General features: G+C 48.9%; 17 protein-coding genes. All 17 read right to left on the bottom strand.

The genetic code is table 11. The annotated features are described in order from the left end of the window. Nucleotides 1–100: 100 nt before the first annotated feature. Nucleotides 101–1,243 carry a 2-C-methyl-D-erythritol 2,4-cyclodiphosphate synthase gene (gene ispF / locus C1A11_RS00175; protein WP_102048417.1) on the bottom strand — a complete coding sequence of 381 codons (1,143 nt, stop codon included), beginning with the start codon at nt 1,241–1,243 and terminating at the stop codon, nt 101–103. A gap of 190 nt (nt 1,244–1,433) precedes the next feature. Continuing rightward, nucleotides 1,434–2,177, bottom strand: coding sequence for a prepilin peptidase (locus C1A11_RS00170; RefSeq protein WP_180950181.1), 744 nt, complete (start codon nt 2,175–2,177; stop codon nt 1,434–1,436). A 103-nt stretch (nt 2,178–2,280) separates the two neighbouring features. Then, entirely contained in the window at nt 2,281–3,354 is a 1,074-nt protein-coding gene (locus tag C1A11_RS00165) for a type IV pilus twitching motility protein PilT (protein ID WP_102048415.1), read from the bottom strand. Between the two features lie 154 nt (nt 3,355–3,508). Continuing rightward, nucleotides 3,509–3,913, bottom strand: a complete 405-nt coding sequence (locus C1A11_RS00160) for a competence type IV pilus major pilin ComGC (RefSeq protein WP_102048414.1) — start codon at nt 3,911–3,913, stop codon at nt 3,509–3,511. 136 nt (nt 3,914–4,049) lie between these two features. After that, nucleotides 4,050–4,982 (bottom strand): PulJ/GspJ family protein, encoded by a 933-nt coding sequence (locus C1A11_RS00155; RefSeq protein ID WP_180950180.1) that lies wholly within the window; start codon nt 4,980–4,982, stop codon nt 4,050–4,052. 14 nt (nt 4,983–4,996) lie between these two features. Beyond that, nucleotides 4,997–7,054, bottom strand: coding sequence for a prepilin-type N-terminal cleavage/methylation domain-containing protein (locus C1A11_RS00150; RefSeq protein ID WP_102048412.1), 2,058 nt, complete (start codon nt 7,052–7,054; stop codon nt 4,997–4,999). A 24-nt stretch (nt 7,055–7,078) separates the two neighbouring features. Beyond that, complete coding sequence (locus C1A11_RS00145; protein ID WP_102048411.1) at nt 7,079–8,248, bottom strand: hypothetical protein; 1,170 nt, start codon at nt 8,246–8,248, stop codon at nt 7,079–7,081. Between the two features lie 24 nt (nt 8,249–8,272). Beyond that, entirely contained in the window at nt 8,273–9,964 is a 1,692-nt protein-coding gene (locus tag C1A11_RS00140; RefSeq protein ID WP_102048410.1) for a GspE/PulE family protein, read from the bottom strand. 36 nt (nt 9,965–10,000) lie between these two features. Further along, nucleotides 10,001–10,528, bottom strand: a complete 528-nt coding sequence (pilO, locus tag C1A11_RS00135) for a type 4a pilus biogenesis protein PilO (protein ID WP_102048409.1) — start codon at nt 10,526–10,528, stop codon at nt 10,001–10,003. Between the two features lie 15 nt (nt 10,529–10,543). Further along, nucleotides 10,544–12,046 (bottom strand): pilus assembly protein PilM, encoded by a 1,503-nt coding sequence (pilM, locus tag C1A11_RS00130; protein ID WP_102048408.1) that lies wholly within the window; start codon nt 12,044–12,046, stop codon nt 10,544–10,546. 33 nt (nt 12,047–12,079) lie between these two features. Next, the gene (locus C1A11_RS00125; RefSeq protein WP_102048407.1) at nt 12,080–13,282 is read right to left on the bottom strand and encodes a type II secretion system F family protein; all 1,203 of its coding nucleotides are present in this window, start codon (nt 13,280–13,282) and stop codon (nt 12,080–12,082) included. 15 nt (nt 13,283–13,297) lie between these two features. Next, nucleotides 13,298–14,389 (bottom strand): type IV pilus twitching motility protein PilT, encoded by a 1,092-nt coding sequence (locus C1A11_RS00120; protein ID WP_102048406.1) that lies wholly within the window; start codon nt 14,387–14,389, stop codon nt 13,298–13,300. A gap of 82 nt (nt 14,390–14,471) precedes the next feature. After that, complete coding sequence (locus C1A11_RS00115; protein WP_102048405.1) at nt 14,472–16,466, bottom strand: hypothetical protein; 1,995 nt, start codon at nt 16,464–16,466, stop codon at nt 14,472–14,474. Then, entirely contained in the window at nt 16,459–16,998 is a 540-nt protein-coding gene (locus tag C1A11_RS00110) for a hypothetical protein (RefSeq protein WP_145995682.1), read from the bottom strand. Before C1A11_RS00110 ends, C1A11_RS00115 begins: the two co-directional genes overlap by 8 nt. A 286-nt stretch (nt 16,999–17,284) precedes the next feature. Further along, nucleotides 17,285–18,049 (bottom strand): sporulation transcription factor Spo0A, encoded by a 765-nt coding sequence (gene spo0A, locus C1A11_RS00105; RefSeq protein ID WP_102048403.1) that lies wholly within the window; start codon nt 18,047–18,049, stop codon nt 17,285–17,287. Between the two features lie 136 nt (nt 18,050–18,185). Further along, the gene (gene spoIVB / locus C1A11_RS00100) at nt 18,186–19,421 is read right to left on the bottom strand and encodes a SpoIVB peptidase (RefSeq protein WP_102048402.1); all 1,236 of its coding nucleotides are present in this window, start codon (nt 19,419–19,421) and stop codon (nt 18,186–18,188) included. Between the two features lie 63 nt (nt 19,422–19,484). Then, the gene (locus C1A11_RS00095; RefSeq protein WP_242965770.1) at nt 19,485–22,043 is read right to left on the bottom strand and encodes a cation-translocating P-type ATPase; all 2,559 of its coding nucleotides are present in this window, start codon (nt 22,041–22,043) and stop codon (nt 19,485–19,487) included. Nucleotides 22,044–22,439: the final 396 nt, after the last annotated feature.

Below are 22,439 nucleotides of genomic sequence, written 5' to 3'. Positions count from 1 at the left end.
GTTTTCACTCTTTTGCAAGTATATTGCAAAAACTGTGCCAACTTATAATATACCATAAAAAGGCTCCTGCTTCAATCATTTATCCCGCTGCAACAGCGGCTTATTTTGATTGCAGCAGGCAAACGGCATGAGCAGCAATTCCCTCGCCGCTGCCGGTAAACCCTAGCTTTTCTTCGGTGGTGGCCTTTACGGAAACCTGCTTAAGTGAAACGCCGATTGCATCGGCTAAATTCTGGCGCATTTGCGTAATTGCAGGTGCCAGTTTGGGGCGCTGGCAAAGAATTGTCGCATCGATATTCTCTATCCGGTATCCTTCCCCATCCAGCAATGCCGTTACATGGCGCAGCAGTGCAATGCTATCTGCTCCCGCATACGCCGGGTCGGTATCCGGAAAATGCTTTCCGATATCTCCGAGAGCGGCAGCGCCCAACAACGCATCCATTACCGCATGGGTCAGCACGTCAGCATCCGAGTGGCCAAGCAAGCCTTTTTCATAGGGCACTTCTACCCCGCCAAGAATTAGCTTTCTATCTTCCACCAGACGGTGAACATCGTATCCGTGGCCGATTCTCATGTTGTTTTGCTCCCTTCGCACTACCGGCAAATCTTCTTTTGTGGTAATTTTCAAATTGGCATAATCGCCTTCCACCAGTTGGACGGTATAGCCGGCACGTTCAAAAACGCTGCAATCATCGGTTACGTCATGGTCGTGCAGCTTGCTTAATGCATAACGGTACAGCGTGGTATCAAATATTTGCGGTGTTTGTACTGCAAACAGTGTTGCCCGCTTTGGTGTTGCAATAACGAAGTCTTTTTTATTTACGGCTTTAATCGTATCTTTTACAGGCACAGCCGGCGCTGCACCACCTATGCGGGTAGCTGTTTCGATGGTTTTGGTGATAATCGCTTCACTCACAAAAGGACGAGCGCCATCTTGAATCGCGACAAGACCATCTACCGCGGGCAGCGCGGCAATACCCGCCTTAACGGAATCCAGCCGGGTGGCGCCGCCTCGAAGAATATCGGTTAACTTTTCGCAGCCAATCAGTGCTTTGCGTATTTCCGGCTCATTCTCCCCTGCCACCACTAAAATCTGATCTACCAAAGGGTGGCGCTCAAATGCCATAACGGTATGCCAAATGACGGGGTGGCCCTCTATTTCATAGAGCAGCTTATCAAAGCCCATTCTTCGTGAAGCTCCTGCGGCAACAATCAGCGCAGTCACTGTTTTCTGCTGAATCAAATCTCTCACTCATTTCTCAAAAACATTTTGCTATATATTTTATACGCGCACTTATCTTAAAAAATCAAGGCGCAAAGGCGAATTAAGGAAAATTCCTGCTTTTAATGATACAGGAAAATGCAAAAAAAATCCATTCATTCGGCAAAAAACCGTAAGAATGGATTTTTCGTAAGCTATGTAAATAGAATCATTAAACCAACAGGCCAAAATACCAGCCGATAAATGCATCTCCAAAAAACACGGCACAAACCCCGCCAATGGCAAGAAATGTACCAAACGGAATCATTCTGCCCAGCTTTGCTTTCGTTTTAAAGAGCAAGAAGAAAACCAAAGTGCCCAATACGGCTCCAAAAAACGTTGTAAAAAGGGTTAACTTCCACCCCAAGCAAAGCCCAAGTGCTGCCATCAACTTAATATCTCCGCCACCCATCGCGCCCGCCAGTGCAAGCAGTGCCATCGGAACCGAAACGCACAAGGCCCCAATGATTCGCGCAGAAAGGGGCAAGCTGCCGTCTGCTGCAAGTAACACAAGCCCCATCAGTGCAATGACAACACTCATGCTGTCAGGAATCTCCATATGCTGCCAGTCTGTAAATGCAACGACAATGAGGCAAGAGGCAACTATGGCATATGCAAGCGCTTGTACTGTCAGTCCAAAACGCATCGCCATCCCAACCCAAAGCAAGCCGTTGAGCAACTCCACAAATGGATAGATAAATGATATCTTGGCTTTGCAATAACGACACTTACCGCCCAAAAACAGCCACGAGAAAAGTGGCACTAGGTCCAGCGGGTAAAGTCGATGCTGGCAAGTGGGGCACATCGAAAACCCATGTGCAATATCTAACCCGCGCGGCAGACGATAAATCAGCACATTCAGAAAGCTGCCGATGCAAAGTCCAAACAAAAAAACAACAATGAGAAAAAAGGTCATAGAATACTCCTGTGCTTGGTTTACTGTTAGAGCTGATACCGGTTTATCCAACAAAGCGGGCATTTTTTAAAACGTTTATTTTTTAAATTTGCGCGGCGATAAATCAGTGCCGTTTGAGCATCTGGTCGAACTGTTCCGGCGTGGAGGAATAAACGCGTGCCTCATCTGCCGCCACTCTTCCCTCTTTCACCAGCCGAACAAGGCTGGCATCCAGCGAGCACATGCCGATTTTCGCATTGGTCGTAATCACAGAATCCACCATCTGCACATGATTTTCGCGAATCATATTGCGAATCGCAGGTGTTGCAATCATAATCTCTGCTGCAAGTGCACGGCTTGTACCGTCTGCGGTGAGCAAAAGCTGCTGGCTGATGATGCCCTGTAACGTGGATGCAAGCTGTACACGTATCTGCTGCTGCTGGTTCATCGGGAAAACATCGATGATACGGTCAATTGTTTTCGCCGCGCCGATGGTGTGCAGCGTAGAAAACACCAAGTGCCCGGTCTCCGCTGCCGTCAGCGCTGTCGCAACACTTTCCAGGTCGCGCATTTCACCAATGAAAAGCACATCGGGGTCCTCGCGCAGTGCACCGCGCAGTGCTGTCGCAAAGTTCGCCGTATCAGTGCCGGTTTCACGCTGATGCACCATCGAACGGTCATGCTTGTGAAAGTATTCAATCGGGTCTTCAATGGTGATGACATGGCAGGCGCGGTTATGATTAATCCAGTCAATCATCGCAGAAATTGAAGTGGTTTTACCGGTACCAGTTGGCCCTGTGACAAGGACAAGCCCGTGATGCATATTGCAAAACCGCTCTCCAATGCTGCGGGGAATTCCAAGATCTTCAAAAGAAGGGATGTCCTGATTCAGCACACGCAGCGCAACAGAATAGCTGCCGCGCTGCCGGTAAGCATTTAGACGCATACGCACTGCGTGGTCTGCACGCGGCGTTAGAGAAATATCCAAATCGCCCTTGTTGCGCAATTCTAAAAGCTGGTTTTGAGAGAGAAGCTCTGCCAACCAGCTTTCCATTGTTTCGCTATTGATGATGCCCAAATCATTTATACGCACAAGCTGCCCGTTGACACGGCAAACCGGCGGCACACCGACCGAAAGGTGCAGGTCTGAAGGAGATTGCGCAAGAGCAGCTTCAATTACGGCATGGACAGATATCATAAGAAAAAGTCCTTTCATAAAGGGAATTTGCACAGAGCAAAACAGAGGCACATGTTAACCCGGCAAGAGTATGGGCATTTGCCGGGCTAACATGCACCCCCGTGAAAACACGGGGATGCATACTTCAGCGAGACGAAAACTTTTTATTAAAGTCTTAAGGTTTCGTGGTAGGAGTGGGCGTAACGGCCGAAACTGCTGCATTATGGGTTGTTTTATTTTTCGTATCTTGGCATTCAACAGTAAACTTCTTATTGTTTATTGTGATTTTATACGCAGTTTTGCTGCTAGGACAAACTGCGTTAGCCTGTAAATATCCATTGTCCACCAATTTTTGTACCGTATCATTATCAGCTAACTGACCATCAATTTGTGCTTGCATCAACGCGGACTGAATGGTGCGGATATTAGCCGCGCAAGTGTTGGTTTCTGCTTTGGTGGTAGCATTATTATACACCGGTACTGCAACTGCGACGAGGATGCCGAGGATGGCTACGACTACCATCAATTCGACGAGGGTAAAGCCTTTTTTGTTTTTGAGTGCGTAAAGTTTCTTCAACATGTTTTTTCCTCCATTGATAAAAAATTTTCAAAAGAATCAGCAGCCGTCTGTTGCTGATTCTTTTCGACATAAGTAATACCGACACATTTGTCGGAGCTTGATTCTGCCCCCGGCAGAAAGGCAAATGCATGCCCGCTTACTGGCTGTTTCGTCGGCGTGACGCTTTTCTTTTGCCCTTTTTGTATAGCAACCCGCAACCTGCCAGCACAACACCAGAGAAAACCGGGTGCAATACCAATACCGCCGCGCCCTCTGCGGGCAGCAGTGCCACACGCGTCAAAAAGCGCAAGGCGGGGTGAACAGCAATCACGTCCGCAATCGGAGGCGAAAGCCTATAATATGTATCTACAAACCACTGTCCCGGCTCGTTTGTCAGTAGCACCTGATCACGGAACCGACGCAGCAGCATCACACTGGTTTGGTCATAGTCGCCATAGGCAGCTGTCGCAATAAAGCAACCTGCCCCGCCTAGGTTACCCACCGAAATGTCGATTACGCCGTCTTGAGCGACATTGAAAATCAAAGTTGAATAAGGCGAGGTTTCTCCATCTGCTACCACGACGCTTTGATGTACGTTCGCAAGCCAGGTGGCAGTTTCCAGCGAATAATCTGAATCTGGTGATTCCGTGGTGACCGTGTAATAAACCAAGTTGTCCTTTTTTTCTCCGGCCGCACTTTCGTTAGAAAAAGCAGCCTGAACAGGCAGCTCATTCACTTGAACTGGCGCCAGATGTGTTTTGGTTGCAGGGTCGTAATCTACAAAATAGATATATCCGTTGCCCGCAGCATCTGTTTGGTAATAAAAGCAGCGATCACCCTCCCCCAATGCGTCAGCGGTGGGGGTGGTATTTGTCAGCTTTGCTGCGTAAGAACGGTCTATCGCTCGAGTAATGCGGTTGGCCGTCTGCTTTACATCTCTTTCAATCAGCCACTTTTTTTCGGTACGGGTATATGTGCCCGTCAAAAATGCAAACGTCTGGTAAGCCAGTGCAAGCACAATGCCAAGCAGCACTACGGACACCATTAACTCCACAAGGGTAAAGCCTTTCTTGTTTGTCCAAAGTTTCAAAGACATCCCCTCCTTTAGTTTTCACCCCATCCGGCAATGCCGTATAAGTTGGGCTTATCCCTCGCCAGCTCGTCGCCCAATTTAGCGGTGTCGTTTTTCCAATTCACCCCATCTGTTGAGGTGAGCACAGTGCCTTTTTGGCCCACAGCATAAAATTTACCGGCGATGTATTCCACCTTGTTTAACGTTCCATTGGAAACTTTGGGTGCCGCCTTCCATACACCAGCAGCATCTCGGTAGATAATATTGGCCGGCTTTGAATCACTTGTCTGCTGGCTATCCAACACAGGATCTGTGGTGCGGGAGCTTTGCTCCCAAAGCACCTGTCCGTTAGAATTTCTGGGTGCACTTTGAGTTGCGACTTTAGTACTATGCCAAGTGGAAGAAATGCTGCGAAGTGCTACGTCACCCACCGCCACAAACGTTTCGTTACCATAAGCTACTGAATTTAGATTTCCATAGATTTCCGCTATATTTCTTTCGTAATGCGTTACCGTGGTAATCGTCAAACTTGTATCGGAGACATAGGATTTATTAATAGTGATCGGCTCTTGACCTTCTGACCAAGTAACGTAAAGCTCACCTTTGTTCCACTTGAACTCAGGGGGCGTATCCGTTTTAATCACAACATCGTCCCCATACCAATCACCCGGATAAGTCAATATATAAATTGGCTCATCGGTTCCTGTTTCCCGATAAGGAATATTCTCGTTAACATCCTGTTTCCATTTTGCATTTAAGTAACTCTCTGTGCTGGTTCCGGGGTGCAAACTGTAGATTTGCCCACTGTCAAAAACAGCGATATACTCATTGTTTTCGTCCGTTTTCCCATTCCACACAAGGCCTTTAGGAATACCGGAAGCAGGAATGCGTTTTTTATCGCTGGCATCCACGGACACCTTGCCATCCACCGGTGTGGATACGGAATAATAGGTTTCCGGTTCCCATAAAGGTACGTTAGAGTATAGCCATAAAAATCTTGTAGAACCGTTAATATAAGCATCGCTTACTGCACGTCCTGCAATATTTGTCGCTGCTTTATAGGTAATATAGTCATTATTTTTAACATCAATCGCGTTTGCGCTGTCCATTTGTTGCGCAAACAAACGGTTAAAGCTAACAAACAGTCGAGTGACCGGAACGGTTCCTGTTGCTGTTAGTGCATTGCCTGCTTGTTCAGAAATTTGCAAATCATAGAGAGTTGCTTTATTAGAACTATTCTCCAGCTCCATCTGGTTCCACACGTTTGCGCCGGAAGCATTCTCTTCGGTATACCACCAGGTGCCTTTTTCGCCCGCAGCCACATATTGTGTGCCCGTCCAAATCACATCGTTAAACTGATTGTTCCCCAAGTGGTTGTTGCCTTGTTTCCAAACGCCCTCACTGTTACGTCCATAATAAGCGCCCTCTGCCCCTACTACAATCAGCGATGGTGGAGTTACTTGCAGATAGGCCGAAACGCCGCTGCTCCCATAGCAGATTTGATAAGTATTGCCCATCCGCAATAAATCTGCTGCTAGAATTTGCATTGTCGCCTGGCGCGGAGAATCGTTTGAGAGAGTGAATTTGATTTTCGTGTTGTTTTCGTATTTGGTCGATCCATTCACCAGCAAATAAAATTGGCCAGCATCCTCAAAATTGATGAAATCAGTAGTAATAGTAACCTGGGTGCCGCTAATCAATCCTGTTTTACAGTTCTCCGGCACAGAGCTTGGAGAAAGCACCAAAGAAGCATTATCCTTCGCAATAAAGCTTTCAAACATTGATTCGCTCAAGTTGTCTTTGCTTTGCAGATATTTGCCTTCGGCCGCTCCTATAACATCCGGTTTTCCGCTTTGTGAAAACACAGCAGAAACATTGTCCGTTGTATCCATTGCATTATAATTAATACCATCTGACAGTTTTTCTTCCAGCGCGCTTTTTTGTTCGAACCGATCTTGTTGCTTTTTGCCGGAAACCTGCACGCTTTTTAAGCTGGCAAGCATAAGCGGTGTAAAGCAAAATACCACCAGCACCAGCAAGCCGAGCGCGACAAGTATTTCAGCTAAAGTAAAGCCTTTTTTGTTGTTCATGATGCCGCACTCCTCTCTGCTGTGTTATTCCCAAACCACTTTGGAAAGGCTGTTTACTGTTGGTATTTCAGTTACCGCTTTTTTTGTCATTGTCCCTGTGGTAATTTTTCCACCGCCAAGCAACTCTTTAATCCATCCACTGATACCCGTACTGACATATCCATTTTCTATCGCGTACGAGAAGAAATCCAATTCGTTGGTATAAGTGTAAGAGCTACCCGCCGGAAAAAGCAGCGTTCGCTCATTGCCAATATATAGGTAAACATTTTCTCGAAAATAAACCTGCCCGGAGCTCGAATACGGCTCAATAATAAGGTCGCCTACTTTAGATTCCAGACGGTTTGCATAAATACGTATTTCCTTATCAAAAATGATGCTGTCTGACTTAATTTTAAGCCCGGCGATTCGGTTCACCCCAGTTAAATCTACTGCCGGCTGCACAAACACTGTCGGGGCTGCCCACGCAAAAAGAGTGTTGGTTACACCACTTTTTGCAGAGTTTTTGCTGAGGGTGATTTTTGGGGTATTATCTTTATCTACCACAACCACACCGGGATAGGGACTTTGCGGAACAAACGGGTAAATAGATGTGCCGCCAAAAGCACCGATATTCTGTGCCGCAAGTTGTTTGTATTGAGTATTGCTTTCTTCTAAAGCACCACCGCTGCTTAACCAGCCGAGGTTAATATCCTGCACACCGGTGCTATACGCCTTTGCCTGTGGCATCGAATAACCTTGGGCGCGTGCACTCATATTGCCAATTGTCGCTTTTGCGGCATATATCCAGGCATCATGCTCAAGGGTTGTGCCGTCTGCTTGCTTAATCCCGCGTTTTTCTGAGGTGATTGTAACGTTTGCAACACCGTCAGCACCGTCAGACTCTGAATTGAGTGCAATGTCGTCTCCGGATTTATGTAAGTACAGCGTCATGGTTACAGGTTTTTCCGCAGTGGGGGCGTCAAATTGTCCCGCAACATTCGGGAACGCCTTGCATGCAACCTCAACTGCCGAGCGCGCCAGATATTGCGATTGTTCTATTTTAATATCGTTTTGGGTGAAATTAAGCTCATTTGTTGAGAAGTAGAACATACCGGTTGCCAAAATGGCGATGACCGTCATGATACCCAGCACAGTGATGAGTGCAACGCCGCTTTTTTCCTGTAGAATTCTTTTTACTTTTTGAGCAAAATTCACGGCGCTTCTCCCCTCTCTTTTAAATCAAACAATCACGCGCAGCATTTCTTCCATGGAGGTAATTCCACCGCGCACTTTTTGAAAGCCGTCTCCACGCAGTGTAACCATGCCATGTGCCATAGCAACACGCTGAATTTCATGGTTGGATGCGTGCTCTAAAATCAGATTACGAATTTCTTCGTCTATCTGCAAAAATTCGTAAACGCCACGGCGGCCCTTATAACCGGTATTGTTACATGCAAGGCAGCCCGTTGCTTGGTAGACGGTTACGCTGTTTTCATCCGGTTCAAACGGAAAATCCGGCACTGTGGCAAGCATTTTTCCTTTTGGGATTACCACTGCTTTTTTGCAGCGGGGGCAAAGCACGCGCACAAGACGCTGCGCGATGACACCGACCAGTGAGGAGGCTGTCAAGAAAGGTTCTACACCCATTTCGCCCAGACGTGTTACTGCGCTGGAGGCATCGTTGGTATGCAGTGTAGACAAAACAAAGTGTCCTGTAAGCGCCGCCTCTACCGCAATTTTCGCCGTTTCTCTATCGCGGATTTCGCCGATCATCACGATATCAGGGTCGCTGCGCAGAATGCTGCGCAAGCCGGAAGCAAAGGTCATGCCAGCGCGCTCGTTCATCTGCACTTGGTTTAGGCCGTTCATACGCCGCTCGATGGGATCTTCCAGCGTAATTACGTTTTTTTCAGGGGTATTCAGCTGTGCCAGGGTTGCATAAAGCGTGGTTGATTTGCCGCTGCCGGTAGGCCCCGTAACCAACAAGAAGCCGTACGGACGGCTTACCGTTTCCATATAGCGGCTTTTGTCGTTTGGAGGAAAGCCCAACTCGTCGATTGTGATATTGCGCGCAGACCGGTCCAGAAGGCGCATCGTGATTTTTTCGCCATAGGCGGAGGGCAACGATGCGACACGCAGATCAATCACACGGTCATCTACCTTTAAAGTGGCGCGGCCATCCTGTGGAACGCGGCGCTCTGCAATATCCATATTGGCTAATACTTTTAAGCGGGAGGCAACTGCCGGGAAAATTGACATTGGCTGTGTCATCATTTCATGCAGCACACCGTCGATTCGAAAACGGATACGCAAAGTTTTTTCCTGCGGCTCTACGTGGATGTCACTTGCGCCAGTACGCACTGCGCTGTTGATAATTTGACTTGTCAAAATAACCGCCGGTTTATCGGCAGTGTCTGTTTCTTCAATAAAAGACGGGATTTTTTCGTCCAGTTCATCCGGGGTGGCTTCTACCGTAGAGGAAAGGTTTGCAAATTGCTCGATAACTGCTGCCAGCTCGTCGTCAGAAACGATGACCGGGCGAATCTCTCTGCCGGTAATGAGGCGCAAATCGTCTACCGCTATCAGATCATTGGGGTTGCGCATAGCAACCAGAAGACGCTCGCCGTCAAACCCAACTGGAATTGCATGATATCGCTGTGCCACATCGGGCGCAATCAGGTTCGCCGCTTCCATATCCAGTGGGGTGGAATTGAGAGACATCAGGTCATAGCCGGTATTACGGCTCATTGCGTTGGCAATATCCTCGTCGGTGCAATACCCCAGCGCAACCAGCGCGGTGCCCAGCTGAATTCGGCGGCCGCTTTCTTCGATGCGGCGGCGCTGATATTCCAACGCATCATTCAGCTGATCCGGTGTAATGGTGCCGTCTTGAATCAGCCTTGCACCCAGCATTACTTTTTTAGCTACCATACCTGGTCCTCTCGTGTTTCAAAAATTTTCTTTTGCCTAGCTGGCAAAATAAGCGCTGCACTCTGCGGTAGCCTCTATGCCTGACGCTGCAGCTGCAAGCGCAAAATCGCGGATGATAACAAGCTCACCGTCTAATGCCACCGATTCCAAAAAGCGCATAATGCTTTCGTATTCGCCCGAAAGGCTTAGTTGAAACGGTACAGTGCTTACCTCTTCGGCTGCCACTGCATCAGAAAAAGTAACCGCACTAATTCTTACGTCGTAATCTGCAGCAGCTGCTCCTAAGCGCGCCAGCAGCGCATCCTGGTTAAAGTTTTGAGGCAAAAGCACCTGGTACTCTTTGATTTGTTCGCGGTTTTCGCTTTCGTTGTTTTTCAGCTCCCGCAGCGCAAGTTCTTGCTTTTGTGCATCGGCAAGCAGCACCTGCTCTTGTGCAAGGGTGGTGCGGTTGCTTAGAATACTTGTTACATTCAGCACAGACCACGCTACCAACGCCAGCATAATAACCCCTATGAGGACAAGGCTTTGCAGTGTTTTATTGGATTTTAAATCTGAAAATGTCATACCTCTGCCTCCTTTTCATCGTGTTGCGGGGTCTGTGAGCGTGAGAGAAAGTGTAAACGTCATTCCACCTTCGGATTCTGTGGTAGAAGTGCAGACAGCAGAACTGAGCACCTCGCAATTTTGCAACGCTGCAGTTGTATTCGCAACGCTTTCATAATTCACACCGCCGCACTGCAGCTCACATTTCATTACATTATCTTCGGTCGTGCTTGAAGTAAAGCTTTCAATCCATGCATCCTGCGGCAATGCATTCACAATTGCATGGATTGCACTCATCCATTTCGGATCTGCCGTCTCGGCCTTTACCAGCCGTGACAGCAAGTCTGTTTTTTGCTGATAAAGAACCCGATATTCTGACATGGAGGCTGCCTTTTCCTCTAGAGCGGTTCGCTCGTTGCGTACAGCAACGATTTGTGCATTGCCACCTAAGCACACGCCAAACGAGCCAAGTGCAACCGCCAGTAAAACTGCAGCCCCAGCCGTCAATCTCTTGCGCAGCTTTAGCAACTTTTGATTTTGTGCCTGGTTGCACTTATATTCTTCCGGAAGCAACTGCACCGTTGGTTTCGACGCTTGCTCTGCCGAAAGTGCGAGGCTGATACCCAGCGCATAAGCAGGTAGCTCTTCTTGAGAAATATCATCCACCTGCTGATACACCGATGGCACGCTAACTTCGAGCGCAAGTTTTTCTTCTGCCTGCCGGGCAATCTCTTTTAGCTGCGGCACCACACCGGTTAGCAGTACACGTGCCGGTACCTCGCCGGGATGCAGGTTGGCATAATAAAGCATCGAGGTGCGGATATTCTCAGCAAGCGAAGTCGCAAGCCGGTTTTGGGCCTCTTCTGTCAGCACCGTGTTTGATTGGAGCGGCACCTCATGCATGACAGCGCGCGCCAAACGTATGTGATTTTCTTCTAAAAACACAATATTGACGCCATCATGGTCGATATCGGCAACAAGATAAACCTCGCCTGGTTTATACGCCTGTGTTTCTGCCATGCGCACCAGGCCGAGCACCGCTGCATCGATATTCGCAAGTGTGCCCCCTACTGAACGGACCAACTCAATCAAACTTTCGGCATAAGCCTTTTTGGCACCTACCAACAGAATATCTGCCATTGCGCGGCCTTCTTGCTCGGTCACTCCACTGAACACATAGTCCAGCACCAGCTCTCGTACCGGTACCGGGATAAACTGCTGTGCCTGAAGCATCACGGTTGTGCGCAACTTGTCGTCTGGCACGCGCGGAAGCGATGCCAAACGAAGCAGCATATTTTCGTTTTTCGCACCGATTACAAACGGTGCCGAAGAAAAGCCGTAAGTACGTAATAATTCGCTAAGCAAACCGCTGACTGCTGGCAAATCGGTAATCAGACCGTCACGAATCAGTCCCGGTTGCAACGCTATACTGCCAGCTGTAACAACATAAGGATGCGGTGCAAACGCCACCTCTACCGCACGCAGCTCTGTGGAATCCATAGTCAAGCCAATGGCCGACCGTTTGATGCTGTTTCTCATTTTATGTTTCCTCCCTGCTACTTGGCGGCTTCCTTAAGTCGAAGAAGTGACTGCGGTGAAAATCGGCAGATACAAGCTTAGCAGCATACCGCCCACGATAATACCAATCAAAATTAACATAATAGGCTCAATCACACTGCCCAGGTTTTTCGTCATCGTGGCAACGTCTTCCTCATAAAACTCCGCTACCTTGTCCAGCAATTCCGGCAAGGTGCCAGCTTCTTCACCAATTGCAATCATGTTAATCACCATTGGCGGGAATAACCCGCTTTCTTCCAACGGGCTAGAAATATTTTTACCTGCTTCTATTTTTTCTACTGCGCGGTTCACTGCATTTTTAAGCAAATCGCTGCCGGCGGTCGGGCCTGCGCTCTGCAATGCCTGCACTACTGGAATGCCGCCCTGCAAAAGAGTGGCAAGTGTTCTTGAAAAACGCGCGATTGTGGATTTCTGAATCAGCTCACCAAAAATCGGCATCCGCATTTTATTGTTTTCCCACAGGTCATGGCCTGTTTTGCTCTTTGTAAAGGCACGCAAGGCAAAGATAATAACCGCGACGCACAAAATCCAAATGTACCAATAACTCCGAATACTATGAGAAAGTCCAAAGGTTACCTTTGTCAGCCCTGTAATCTCGACATCTGGCGAGATAAAGCCTTCAAACACCGGCACTAGGCCTACAATCATGGCAACAAACATGAGAATCGCAAACGCACCAATCATTTTGGGATAGGAAGTTGCTGATTTGATATTGTCGTTGAGCTGTTTTTCTTTTTGCAGCTGCACCGAGAGGCGCAGCAAGGCAGTTTCAAGAATACCGCCCACTTCACCTGCGTGAATCATGCCGACGTATAACGGCGAAAACACTTTGGGATAAAGCGAAAATGCATCCGTCAAATTTGATCCCGCTTCTACCGCAGAGGCAATTCCCTCCAGCGCAGCACGCAATGTAGCGTTTTCTGTCTGTCGCGACAAGGTATCGATGGACTGCGTGACAGGAATGCCCGCACTGAGCATGGCGGCGAGCTGACGCGAAAATAACGCAAGGTCTGCGACCTTTACCTTTTTATTGCGTCCGCTTTTTTTCTGGGCGCGGTCTTTTTGCTGGGCAATTTCGGTTACGACAAATCCATTTTCCTGTAAGCGCGCAAGCGCGGCGGCTTCATCCGCTGCGCTGATTTGCCCAGTTTGAATGTCACCCTGCCGATTCATGACCTCATATTGAAAAACCGCCATCTGCTTTTTCCTCCATTACATACTAAGGCGTGCCAGCCGCAGGACCTCTTTTTCATCAATGCAATACTGCATCATCGTTTCCCGGGTAATTCGCCCGGCCTGTAACAAAGCAACCAGCGCTTGGTCCATTGTCTGCATTCCAAACTCTTTGCCGGTTTGAATCGTGCTGTAAAGCTGATGCTCTTTTCCCTCACGAATCATGCTGATAACCGCAGGGGTATCTGTCATATATTCCACGGCAGCCACGCGTTTGCCTGTGGTATCCTCTAACAGCTGCTGGGAAACAATGCCTCGCAGCACCCCCGCCAGCTGGGTACGCACCTGCTGCTGGTGTTCTGCCGGGTAAGAATCCAAAATACGGGCCACCGAAAGCGGAGCGGTCTGGGTATGCAGCGTAGATAATACCAAGTGCCCCGTTTCTGCCGCAGTCAGCGCAATCGAGATACTTTCGGCATCTCGCATCTCGCCCACCATAATCACATCTGGATCATGCCGGAGTGCCTGCCGCAATGCTTTTGCAAAGCTATGAGTGTCGGTTCCCACCTCGCGCTGGCGCACCGTACCACGCTGGTGCGGGTGCAAAAATTCGATTGGATCTTCAATGGTTAAAATATTGATCGCCCGATTATGGTTGATATGGTCTATCATCGCCGCAAGCGTTGTGGACTTACCGCTGCCGGTAGGCCCTGTCACCAAAACCAGACCTCTGTTTAAATTGCAAAGGCGCACCAAATCCGGCGGTAGCCCCAGGTTGCCGAGTGTGGGTACATGGAATGGAACCACACGAAACACCACGGCAAGCGAGCCACGCTGCACAATAATATTGCCTCGAAATCGTGCATACCCGGGCAGTGCATAAGAAAAGTCTAGCTCCCAGTTTTGCTCAAGTTCCAGACGTTGCTGCTCGGTTAAATGGTCGAACAGCATCGCCTGAATATCTTCTGGCTCAAGTGGGGGAAGGTCTGTACGAAGCATCTCGCCGTTGATGCGCAGACATGGTGGCAGCTTTACTACCATGTGCAGGTCGGAAGCCTCTTTTTCCACTGCCAGCTTCAGCAATTCTTCCAGCTGGGCCGGATATTGTGAGGGGCGCTCAATAATCAGCATACTCGTTTCCTCTTTTCGGCCAGTCGGTGTTGCTTTTGTGCCGCACGTGCATGGCGCTGAAATGATTCAGCAATTCGTCTATTTACGGGGTTGTTGTGGGATCAGACGAAGCCGCTGCCGGCGGGCACACGCAGGGTGCTTCTCCACAAGTTGCACAGGTCTGGTACGGCAGGCTAAGATGCACTAAGTAGTTGCTGAAGGAGCTACTTACCGAGAGCTTAACCGATACCGCCAGCTCGCCCTTTGTGGTGGTGGTAGACGGCGTGTAAGTTGTTGTTGCGTTGGTTGTGTTTTCTTCTACCGATACTGTGGCAAGGCCTGCTGCAGCCAGGGCATCGCGTGCAGCACTTAGCACATTTTCTACGGTGGTATTGCTGGTTGGCACAAAGGTGCCTGTGCCGTAGTTGAACAGCTCACTCATTTTCGCCTCAGCCCGGGTCAATTGCTCCGCCGGGGAAACCACGGGTTGAGGAGCTGGTACTGCAAGGCCAGCCACACCAGACGGCGAAGATGTTGTGGCAGTTGAGCCACTTAGTTGGAGCATTACCCATGCGCCGTATGCGGCCATACTGGTATCCGTCTGTCCTGTGCTCTTGCAGTAGGCAAGGAATGCCGTGTAAGAAATATCCTGCGACGAAACGTTGCCACTTACGGCATTCAGTTGTGTAATCATAGAGGTTACCACTGTTGTGGTGGACACATCGGCATTGGAGAGATAAAGAACCTTTTTGCTGCCCAAATCCACTGTGGCAAAACTTGCGCCATTCATGCCAGCGCTCCCCAAAAGCTGGGTCAGTGCACTTTGCAGGCTGGCTACTTCAGCAGCAGTTCCTGCATATACCGGAACACCTATGGCATTTACATTTGCGACGTCAATTTTGGCAATTAGTGCCTGCACCTGCGTCCAATAGAATTCATTGCAGTAAACAAAGAGAGTGTTCGAAAACTCTGGCATGCTGGATGTATATACACTGACAGCATCATCAAATTTTACATTTTCAAGGCGACGCTCGGCCTCAGCCGCGGTAACGTGTTGTAGCTTATAAATATTTACCGTATTGCCAACACCGTTCATAGATACCAAATCAACGCCGGTAAGCAGTTCTTTCGCGCGGCGAACATCATCATTGGTGCCGCTGACAAAAAAGCTCTTGGATGAGGTGTCTACCGACAGGATGGACAGCTGCGGGCAAACTTTAGTGATTGCTGCAATCGCTGTCTGCTTTGAAATGTTGTTGACCGTAAGCATTTCAAACACGCCGGTACCTGAAGCAAGGCCGCCAAACTCACCTGTATTGATTTTTGAAAGGATATCGTTAACTGATTTGAGCTCGTCGGAAGTGACATAAAGGAAAAGGCGTGTATCGGTGTCGTTCAAACAGATTCCGACGTCCAGCCCTAACGTTTTGAGAATGCGGTCAAATTCATAGGCAGTAACATTGCTGCCTGTATTTACATATGTAAGCGTTTTGCCGCTGCTCTCCAGACTCGCTGCATTTTCTACAATATCCAGCAGCTGCACAAGCTCGTTTACTTTTGCAATATCAGAAGCAAAGCCCTGCACCCACAGCATTTTGTTGTTGCCGTCTACGGTAATTACTGTAACCGGCAGATTGAGCTGCTGGATTTTATCCGTCAGCGCTTCGCTGGAGATATAGTTGAGCCTAAACTTGGTAAGGGCAAGTGAACGCTTGAAGTTTTCGGTCAACACCTCTCGGGTACCGACAATCAGGTTCTTTCCTTCCGGAATATATTGCAGATTCAGCATTTTCAGCAGATATTCAAAGGCTTCGTCTGGCTTTACGTTGTCCATTTTCATCGTAATTTCTGCCGGATCGGCAGTGTAGACAATGCTGTATCCCATATTCACGGCAATCGCGGAAAGCACATCACGGATATCCGCATTCTGTACATTGATGGACATACGGCTGGCAGAGGTTTTGCCGGTGCTGGCGACAGATTTTGAGGTAGTTGTGCTTGTTCCGGCTGCAGATGCCGAAATACCGGAGATTGCAGGAGAACTAAGCATCAGTGCTGCCATAAAAGCAGCTACCGCCCGTTTTGTTTTGTTATCCATTCGCTTTCACCTCTGTCTTTGTTTCTGTGGTTGCTTTGGTCTCATTCAGCCAAATTGTTTTTTCATTACCACCCAGAGAGAACGCAACATAGTTCTCCCCCACCTTGGTGATTGTCCACTTTGAATCCGGCAGCGTTTCGCCTTCATTAGCAATGTAAGAAGCTTCGCCGGTTTGCAATATGACAGTGGCCTTACCGGCCGAGTTTTTGATGATTCCGGTCAGTTTTACCTCGTTTAAATTATCTGAGGCAAAGGGATTTTTCGTTTCTCCGCCCGTAAAACTGCGCACCTTTTGGGGCAGCACTTCTACCTGCGTTGCCTCGGAGGACGGGGCATCTGCAAAGGTGGTGCCGACGGGTCGTGTTTCGCCTGCTCCTCGCAAAAAGAATATGAGCGCAATTGCTGCGAGAAGCCCCAAAATAATAACCGCTGCTAACCAGTTGGGAATCTCGATTTCACTCAAAGATTTTTTGGTTTTTTCTGTGGAAGGCACCGCTCCAGGCGAGGGTTCCTTCTTTTTCAGATTCAACATCACGCACACCACTTTCTTGCACACTGTTTTAGCTAAAAATCCCTGGACTCAATTATTTTTTCCCTTAAATTGGTCCCATTCTACCACCTCAATTGATTAATTGTCAATTTATGGAAATGACTTAAAAAGGTAACAAAAATGTGTTTTATATTGCAAATTCATCAAAGTTCAAGATAAGCTGTTACCCTCTTGATATTTAGAGCAATTGCATGGGTAAAATGTATAAAAAATGCAAAAAAAAATCTGCCTTTCGGCAGATTTTTTTGGTTGCATACTATGAAGTTTTTTAGGACACCGTATAGGCCATACCCCGCTTCTTCGCAAGACGCATACGATCAGAAATCATCGCAATAAACTCACTATTGGTGGGTTTTCCGCGAAGATTGTGAATCGTGTACCCAAAATAGCTGTTCAGCACATCTACATCACCGCGATCCCATGCAACTTCGATTGCATGACGGATGGCACGTTCCACCCTGCTTGCAGTGGTGCCGTTGTGCTTTGCAATATCTGGATACAGGCGCTTTGTGACCGAGTTAATGAGGGTGGGATCTGCTACGTTCATTAAAATAGCATCTCTCAGAAACTGATAACCTTTAATGTGCGCCGGTACGCCTATTTGGTGCAGGATTTCAGTTACCTCATACTCGTCGTCTTGCAAAGGGAGCGCTTGCCCTGCCCCGATGCTGTGAGACACAATCTCCGCCATTGTATCCACATCAAAGGGTTTCAGAAAGTAATAGCCGATTCCACTGTCCAGGATCTCTTTTTCCAAGACTTCATTGCTGGAAGTTCCCATGACAAAAAATCTCACAGGGGGATTCGCACTGTTCGCTTCGTATCTTCTTTTGACACTAACGGCATCAAGCCCTGGCATAAAAGCATCCAGCAGTGCAGCTGCCGGTTTGTATTTTTCAAGTGCTTCTAAAACGGCATTGCCATTTTTTTCACACAATACAACCTCGATGCTCTTTTGTGCTAAAACTTGACGGCAAAGTGCGACCAGGTTATCCCCTGTGTCGGTCATCAAAAATTTGACCTGCTGTTCCATTACAATTCCTCCAAAAAAGTATTGCAACCACCTTACCTGCTAATAGATTACCATAAATTCCCATATATTGCAAAGGTATTTTGTAGAATTTTGGAGGATAAAAGACAAAATTTTTAATGATATTTAGTTTTAAACTTTATGCACTTTTCCTAACCTCGGTCGATTTTACAGAATCCGCCGTCTTGAGCATATTCTCTGAAAATATACCAAATCCGCGAGTAGGGTCTTTTACAAGCACATGCGTGACCGCGCCGACAAGTCTATCATTCTGTATGATAGGGCTTCCGCTCATACCTTGCACGATACCACCTGTTGCAGCTAACAGCTCTTTATCCGTTACTTTAATTAGCATATTCTTATTGGGATTTTCTGCATTGAAAGCCAAACGTTCAATTTCGATGTCATATGCACGCGGCCCGCGGTCATCTATTGTTGTAATCACCTTTGCCGGACCCGTTTTTACCTCCTGCATTACTGCTGTTTCCATCACGGTACCGCCTAGCGATAAGCTGTAAAGAATGCCGTAAACACCTGTTTCACCATTCTGCCGGATACTGCCAAAAGGCAGCCCGCCGGAAAAGCTGCCGCGCAGCTCACCGGGAACACCAGGGGTGCCCGCTACTGCACCGGATAAGGTGACCGGAACAATCTCACCGCTCGAAAGGGTGAGGCTTTCTCCGGTGTCTACGTCGGTAACGCTATGTCCCAAACCGCCAAACACACCGGTAGCAGTATCAATAAAAGTAAGTGTTCCTATTCCGGCGGAAGAATCGCGCACCCACATACCGGTACGGAACCCTCCAGAGAGATGATCTTCTGCGGGTACCAGTTTCGCCGTATGGGTTTTGCCCTTACGGGTATACCTTACAGTTAGTGCCGCACCTTTGCTTTCGGTTACGATTGCTTTAAGGTCTTCATTGCTTTTCACTTTTTGGCCATTTACCGATATAACATAATCTCCCAGCTCCAAGCCTGCTGCTTTTGCCGGGTTTTTATAGCCGGCACCTGTGTAAATGTCTGTAAAGCCTACAACCATTACACCATCAGAAAACATTTTAATGCCGAATGGTGTACCGCAGACGGTCACTTTCCTTCGGTCAGAAACCTCTGCGCGCACGGTTTTGACCGGCAGCACTCCCATTAAGCGCAGCTCTACGTTGTACGAGCTGCCCACCTGAGCCGATGCTGCCGGGACCTCACCGGACTTTTGTTTTGAAGATAAAAACGGAAGATTTGCGATAGTAAGTGTCTCCCCTTCCATCAAATAAAAGGTATCCGGCAGCAAAGAAGCCGCCCAAATGCGCGCACCTGCCAAGGTACACAGCACTGCAAGAAGACTGAATGCCACCCATTTTTTTATTTTTTCTGCCAAATAGCTCCCTCCGATCAGCCGAAGTATCAGAGACTAGTATGAGCAGAAAAGAGCCGCTTACTCTTACCGTTTTTTATATCGAAAGGGTCTGGTTACCACACGCAGCAGCCAGAACAGCACCGGACCGGCAAAGATGCCAATTGCAACCGGTAATGCCCATTCAAGGCCAACAGCGGTAGTTCCAAAAATCGCCTGCAGCGGCGGCAGGTAAACGCTGAGGAAAGTAAGCAGAACAGAAAATGCCGAAGCACCCAATAAGCAGGGATTATCCAGCACCCAAATTCCCTTGCCGCGGCATTCAAACAGATGCACCATCTGAGAGAGTACCAGAACCAGATAGCAGGCACTGCGGGCAAGGTCAAGATCTGCACTTTGGTTGAGGACATAGTTGAACACACCGGAAGTGCAAAGCCCAAGGAAAATGCCGCGCACAATAATGGTCGCCATCAGCCCATGTGCAAACAATCCTTCATCCTTCGGGCGCGGCGGACGTTCCATAACGCTGCGCACCGGTGGCTCCATGCCCAGCGCAACTGCGGGCAAACCGTCGGTCAGCAGATTCACCATCAAAATCTGAATCGGCATCAAAGCCACAGGGGCACCGAGCAAAAGCGAGAACAGCATGCTGGTTACTTCGCCCAGGTTGCAGGTGAGCAGGTATCGGATAAAGCTGCGGATATTGCGATAGATGACGCGCCCTTCTTCAACGGCGGAAACAATCGTAGCAAAGTTATCGTCCAGGATAACAACACTCGAAGCTTCTTTCGTAACATCTGTACCGCTGCCGCCCATCGCAACGCCAATATCTGCCTGTTTTACTGCGGGGGCATCGTTTACACCGTCGCCTGTCATAGCAACAATTTGCCCCGCAGTCTGGAAAGCACGCACGATGCGCAGCTTATGTGCTGGGCTAACACGTGCAAACACGCTGATTTTGCTGCTGGCGGCAGTCAGTTCGGCATCGCTCATACGGTCAAGTTCTTCACCTGTTACAACCATATCGCCATCTTTGTAGATGCCAACTTCTTTTGCGATAGCTGCCGCTGTGTCGCGGTGGTCGCCTGTAATCATAACGGGACGAATGCCTGCTTTTTTGCAGTTTGCAACAGCCGGGGCAACTTCGGGGCGCGGCGGGTCAAGCATACCGGCAAGACCTAGGAAGACAAGGTCCTCCTCTCCGCCACTTGGGGCGCCCTCTGCAAAGCCTAGCACGCGCAGTGCGTCTTGGGCCATTTCTGCCGCTGCGCGGCCTGCAGCTTGGCGGTCAGCCGCGCTCATGGGCCGGCTGCCCTCTTTAGTTGCAATGCGGTTGCAGCGTCGCAGCAATACGTCGGGTGCGCCTTTGCACAGAAGAATATCTCCTTCTGGCAGACGTACGGTAACGCTCATCAGTTTTCGTGCCGAATCGAAAGGCCGCTCTGAAAGCTGCCTGCTACGCATTTTTTCTTTGATATACCCCGCTTTTGCTGCCATTACCAGCAAAGCGGTTTCGGTCGGTTCTCCCTGTACTTGGTAGTGGGTTCCTTTTTTCTCGAGGGTTGCCCCGTTGCAAAGCACTGCGGCGGTAAGCATACGGCTCAGTACCTGGTCCTTTGCCGCATCCACACTTCGACCGTCTTTGGTCAGACCACCTTTCGTGCTCAGCCCCGTGCCGGTCATTTCATACCGGGTGCCGGCAGACCAAACACGACGAACCGACATACGATTCTGGGTTATCGTGCCGGTTTTATCGGTGCAGATGACACCTGCGCAGCCCAGCGTTTCCACTGCGTGCAGCTTGCGTATAATGGCGCCCTTGCGCAAGATACGTCCAACGGAAAGCGCCAGCACGATAGTAACGATAGCTGGCAACCCTTCTGGGATAGCTGCAACCGAAAGCGAAATACCGGTTAACAGCATCGTCATTGGGTCTTCGCCGCGCACCCAGCCAATCACGCTGACTGCTGCGCAGATTAAAATGCAGCCAACGGCAATGACTTTGCCTAAATCATCCAGCCGAACCTGCAACGGCGTACGTTTTTCTTCACTCTCGCCGAGCATGCCAGCAATTTTGCCCATCTCGGTTTTCATTCCGGTGGATGTGACTTCCATTTCGCAGCGCCCGGCAGAAAGGTTGGTGCCCATATAGAGCATATCGCCCGGCTTTTTTGCCACCGGCAAGCTTTCACCGGTCAAAAGCGATTCGTCCGCAGAAATCCCTGCCGGATCGATGGCGCGTCCGTCCGCTGGAATGCGATCGCCTGCCGTGAGGGATACGACATCGCCCCGCACCACTTCGTTTGCGGGGATACGCGTAAGACTGCCGTCACGCCATGCGCGTGCCACCGGCGCAGAAAGCTGCGCCAGTGCTTCCATTGTCTTCTCCGTACGGTACTCCTGCACAAATCCCATAATTGCGTTTAAAACGACAATCGCAAGAATTGTAACCGCATCGGTGAACTCGCCCAGCATTGCCGAAAGCAAAGTCGCTGCCGCAAGAATCATACTCATCAAATCTTTAAATTGCGAGAAAAAAATACCTGCTGCAGTCGGCACAGCCTGCTGCGTCAACTCGTTTTTCCCTTCCTGATCCAGCCGCGCGCGTGCTTCGGCGCTGGTCAATCCTTTTCTGTTTGTTTGCATAAAGCCGCCCCATTCTTCTGTTTTTCTAACCATTGGTTTTTGGCTTGTTGCCGTTTTTACATTTACGCTTTTCGGCTATACAGCGCCCCATACGGGGTAAACTGCACCGATGCGCACCTTTTTCCGGCACCTTCAAAACTGTATGAGTTTCACGCGGATTCTATGAGTGCCGTAATAGAAAAGATGGGATAAAAAAGCGCCTGAAGAATTACTTCAAGCGTTTTTAGAGTGCGCTTATGCAACACTCGGCTTTTATAGCAACCGTGGGCTTTGCGCCATGCTGCCACACCGACAACGGGCAAAACCTTTGCCAGCCCTTATCTATGTGATAAAATACTTATATTTTTTTAAGCCTTTTTATAAGTGCCGAGTTTCGCAGCGAGTAATACAGTGCAA

It is taken from the genome of Pygmaiobacter massiliensis, from assembly GCF_900199435.1.
In the GTDB taxonomy this organism is placed as follows: domain Bacteria; phylum Bacillota; class Clostridia; order Oscillospirales; family Ruminococcaceae; genus Pygmaiobacter; species Pygmaiobacter massiliensis.
This window is presented reverse-complemented; position numbering and strand designations above follow the sequence as displayed.

What these genes read in the sequence shown, in the direction of transcription:
- C1A11_RS00170 (WP_180950181.1), bottom strand. Translation starts at nt 2,177, where the DNA reads ATGACCTTTTTTCTCATTGTTGTTTTTTTGTTTGGACTTTGCATCGGC.
- C1A11_RS00165 (WP_102048415.1), bottom strand. Translation starts at nt 3,354, where the DNA reads ATGATATCTGTCCATGCCGTAATTGAAGCTGCTCTTGCGCAATCTCCT.
- C1A11_RS00160 (WP_102048414.1), bottom strand. Translation starts at nt 3,913, where the DNA reads ATGTTGAAGAAACTTTACGCACTCAAAAACAAAAAAGGCTTTACCCTC.
- C1A11_RS00150 (WP_102048412.1), bottom strand. Translation starts at nt 7,054, where the DNA reads ATGAACAACAAAAAAGGCTTTACTTTAGCTGAAATACTTGTCGCGCTC.
- C1A11_RS00140 (WP_102048410.1), bottom strand. Translation starts at nt 9,964, where the DNA reads ATGGTAGCTAAAAAAGTAATGCTGGGTGCAAGGCTGATTCAAGACGGC.
- pilO (WP_102048409.1), bottom strand. Translation starts at nt 10,528, where the DNA reads ATGACATTTTCAGATTTAAAATCCAATAAAACACTGCAAAGCCTTGTC.
- pilM (WP_102048408.1), bottom strand. Translation starts at nt 12,046, where the DNA reads ATGAGAAACAGCATCAAACGGTCGGCCATTGGCTTGACTATGGATTCC.
- C1A11_RS00125 (WP_102048407.1), bottom strand. Translation starts at nt 13,282, where the DNA reads ATGGCGGTTTTTCAATATGAGGTCATGAATCGGCAGGGTGACATTCAA.
- C1A11_RS00120 (WP_102048406.1), bottom strand. Translation starts at nt 14,389, where the DNA reads ATGCTGATTATTGAGCGCCCCTCACAATATCCGGCCCAGCTGGAAGAA.
- C1A11_RS00115 (WP_102048405.1), bottom strand. Translation starts at nt 16,466, where the DNA reads ATGGATAACAAAACAAAACGGGCGGTAGCTGCTTTTATGGCAGCACTG.
- C1A11_RS00110 (WP_145995682.1), bottom strand. Translation starts at nt 16,998, where the DNA reads ATGTTGAATCTGAAAAAGAAGGAACCCTCGCCTGGAGCGGTGCCTTCC.
- spo0A (WP_102048403.1), bottom strand. Translation starts at nt 18,049, where the DNA reads ATGGAACAGCAGGTCAAATTTTTGATGACCGACACAGGGGATAACCTG.
- C1A11_RS00095 (WP_242965770.1), bottom strand. Translation starts at nt 22,043, where the DNA reads ATGCAAACAAACAGAAAAGGATTGACCAGCGCCGAAGCACGCGCGCGG.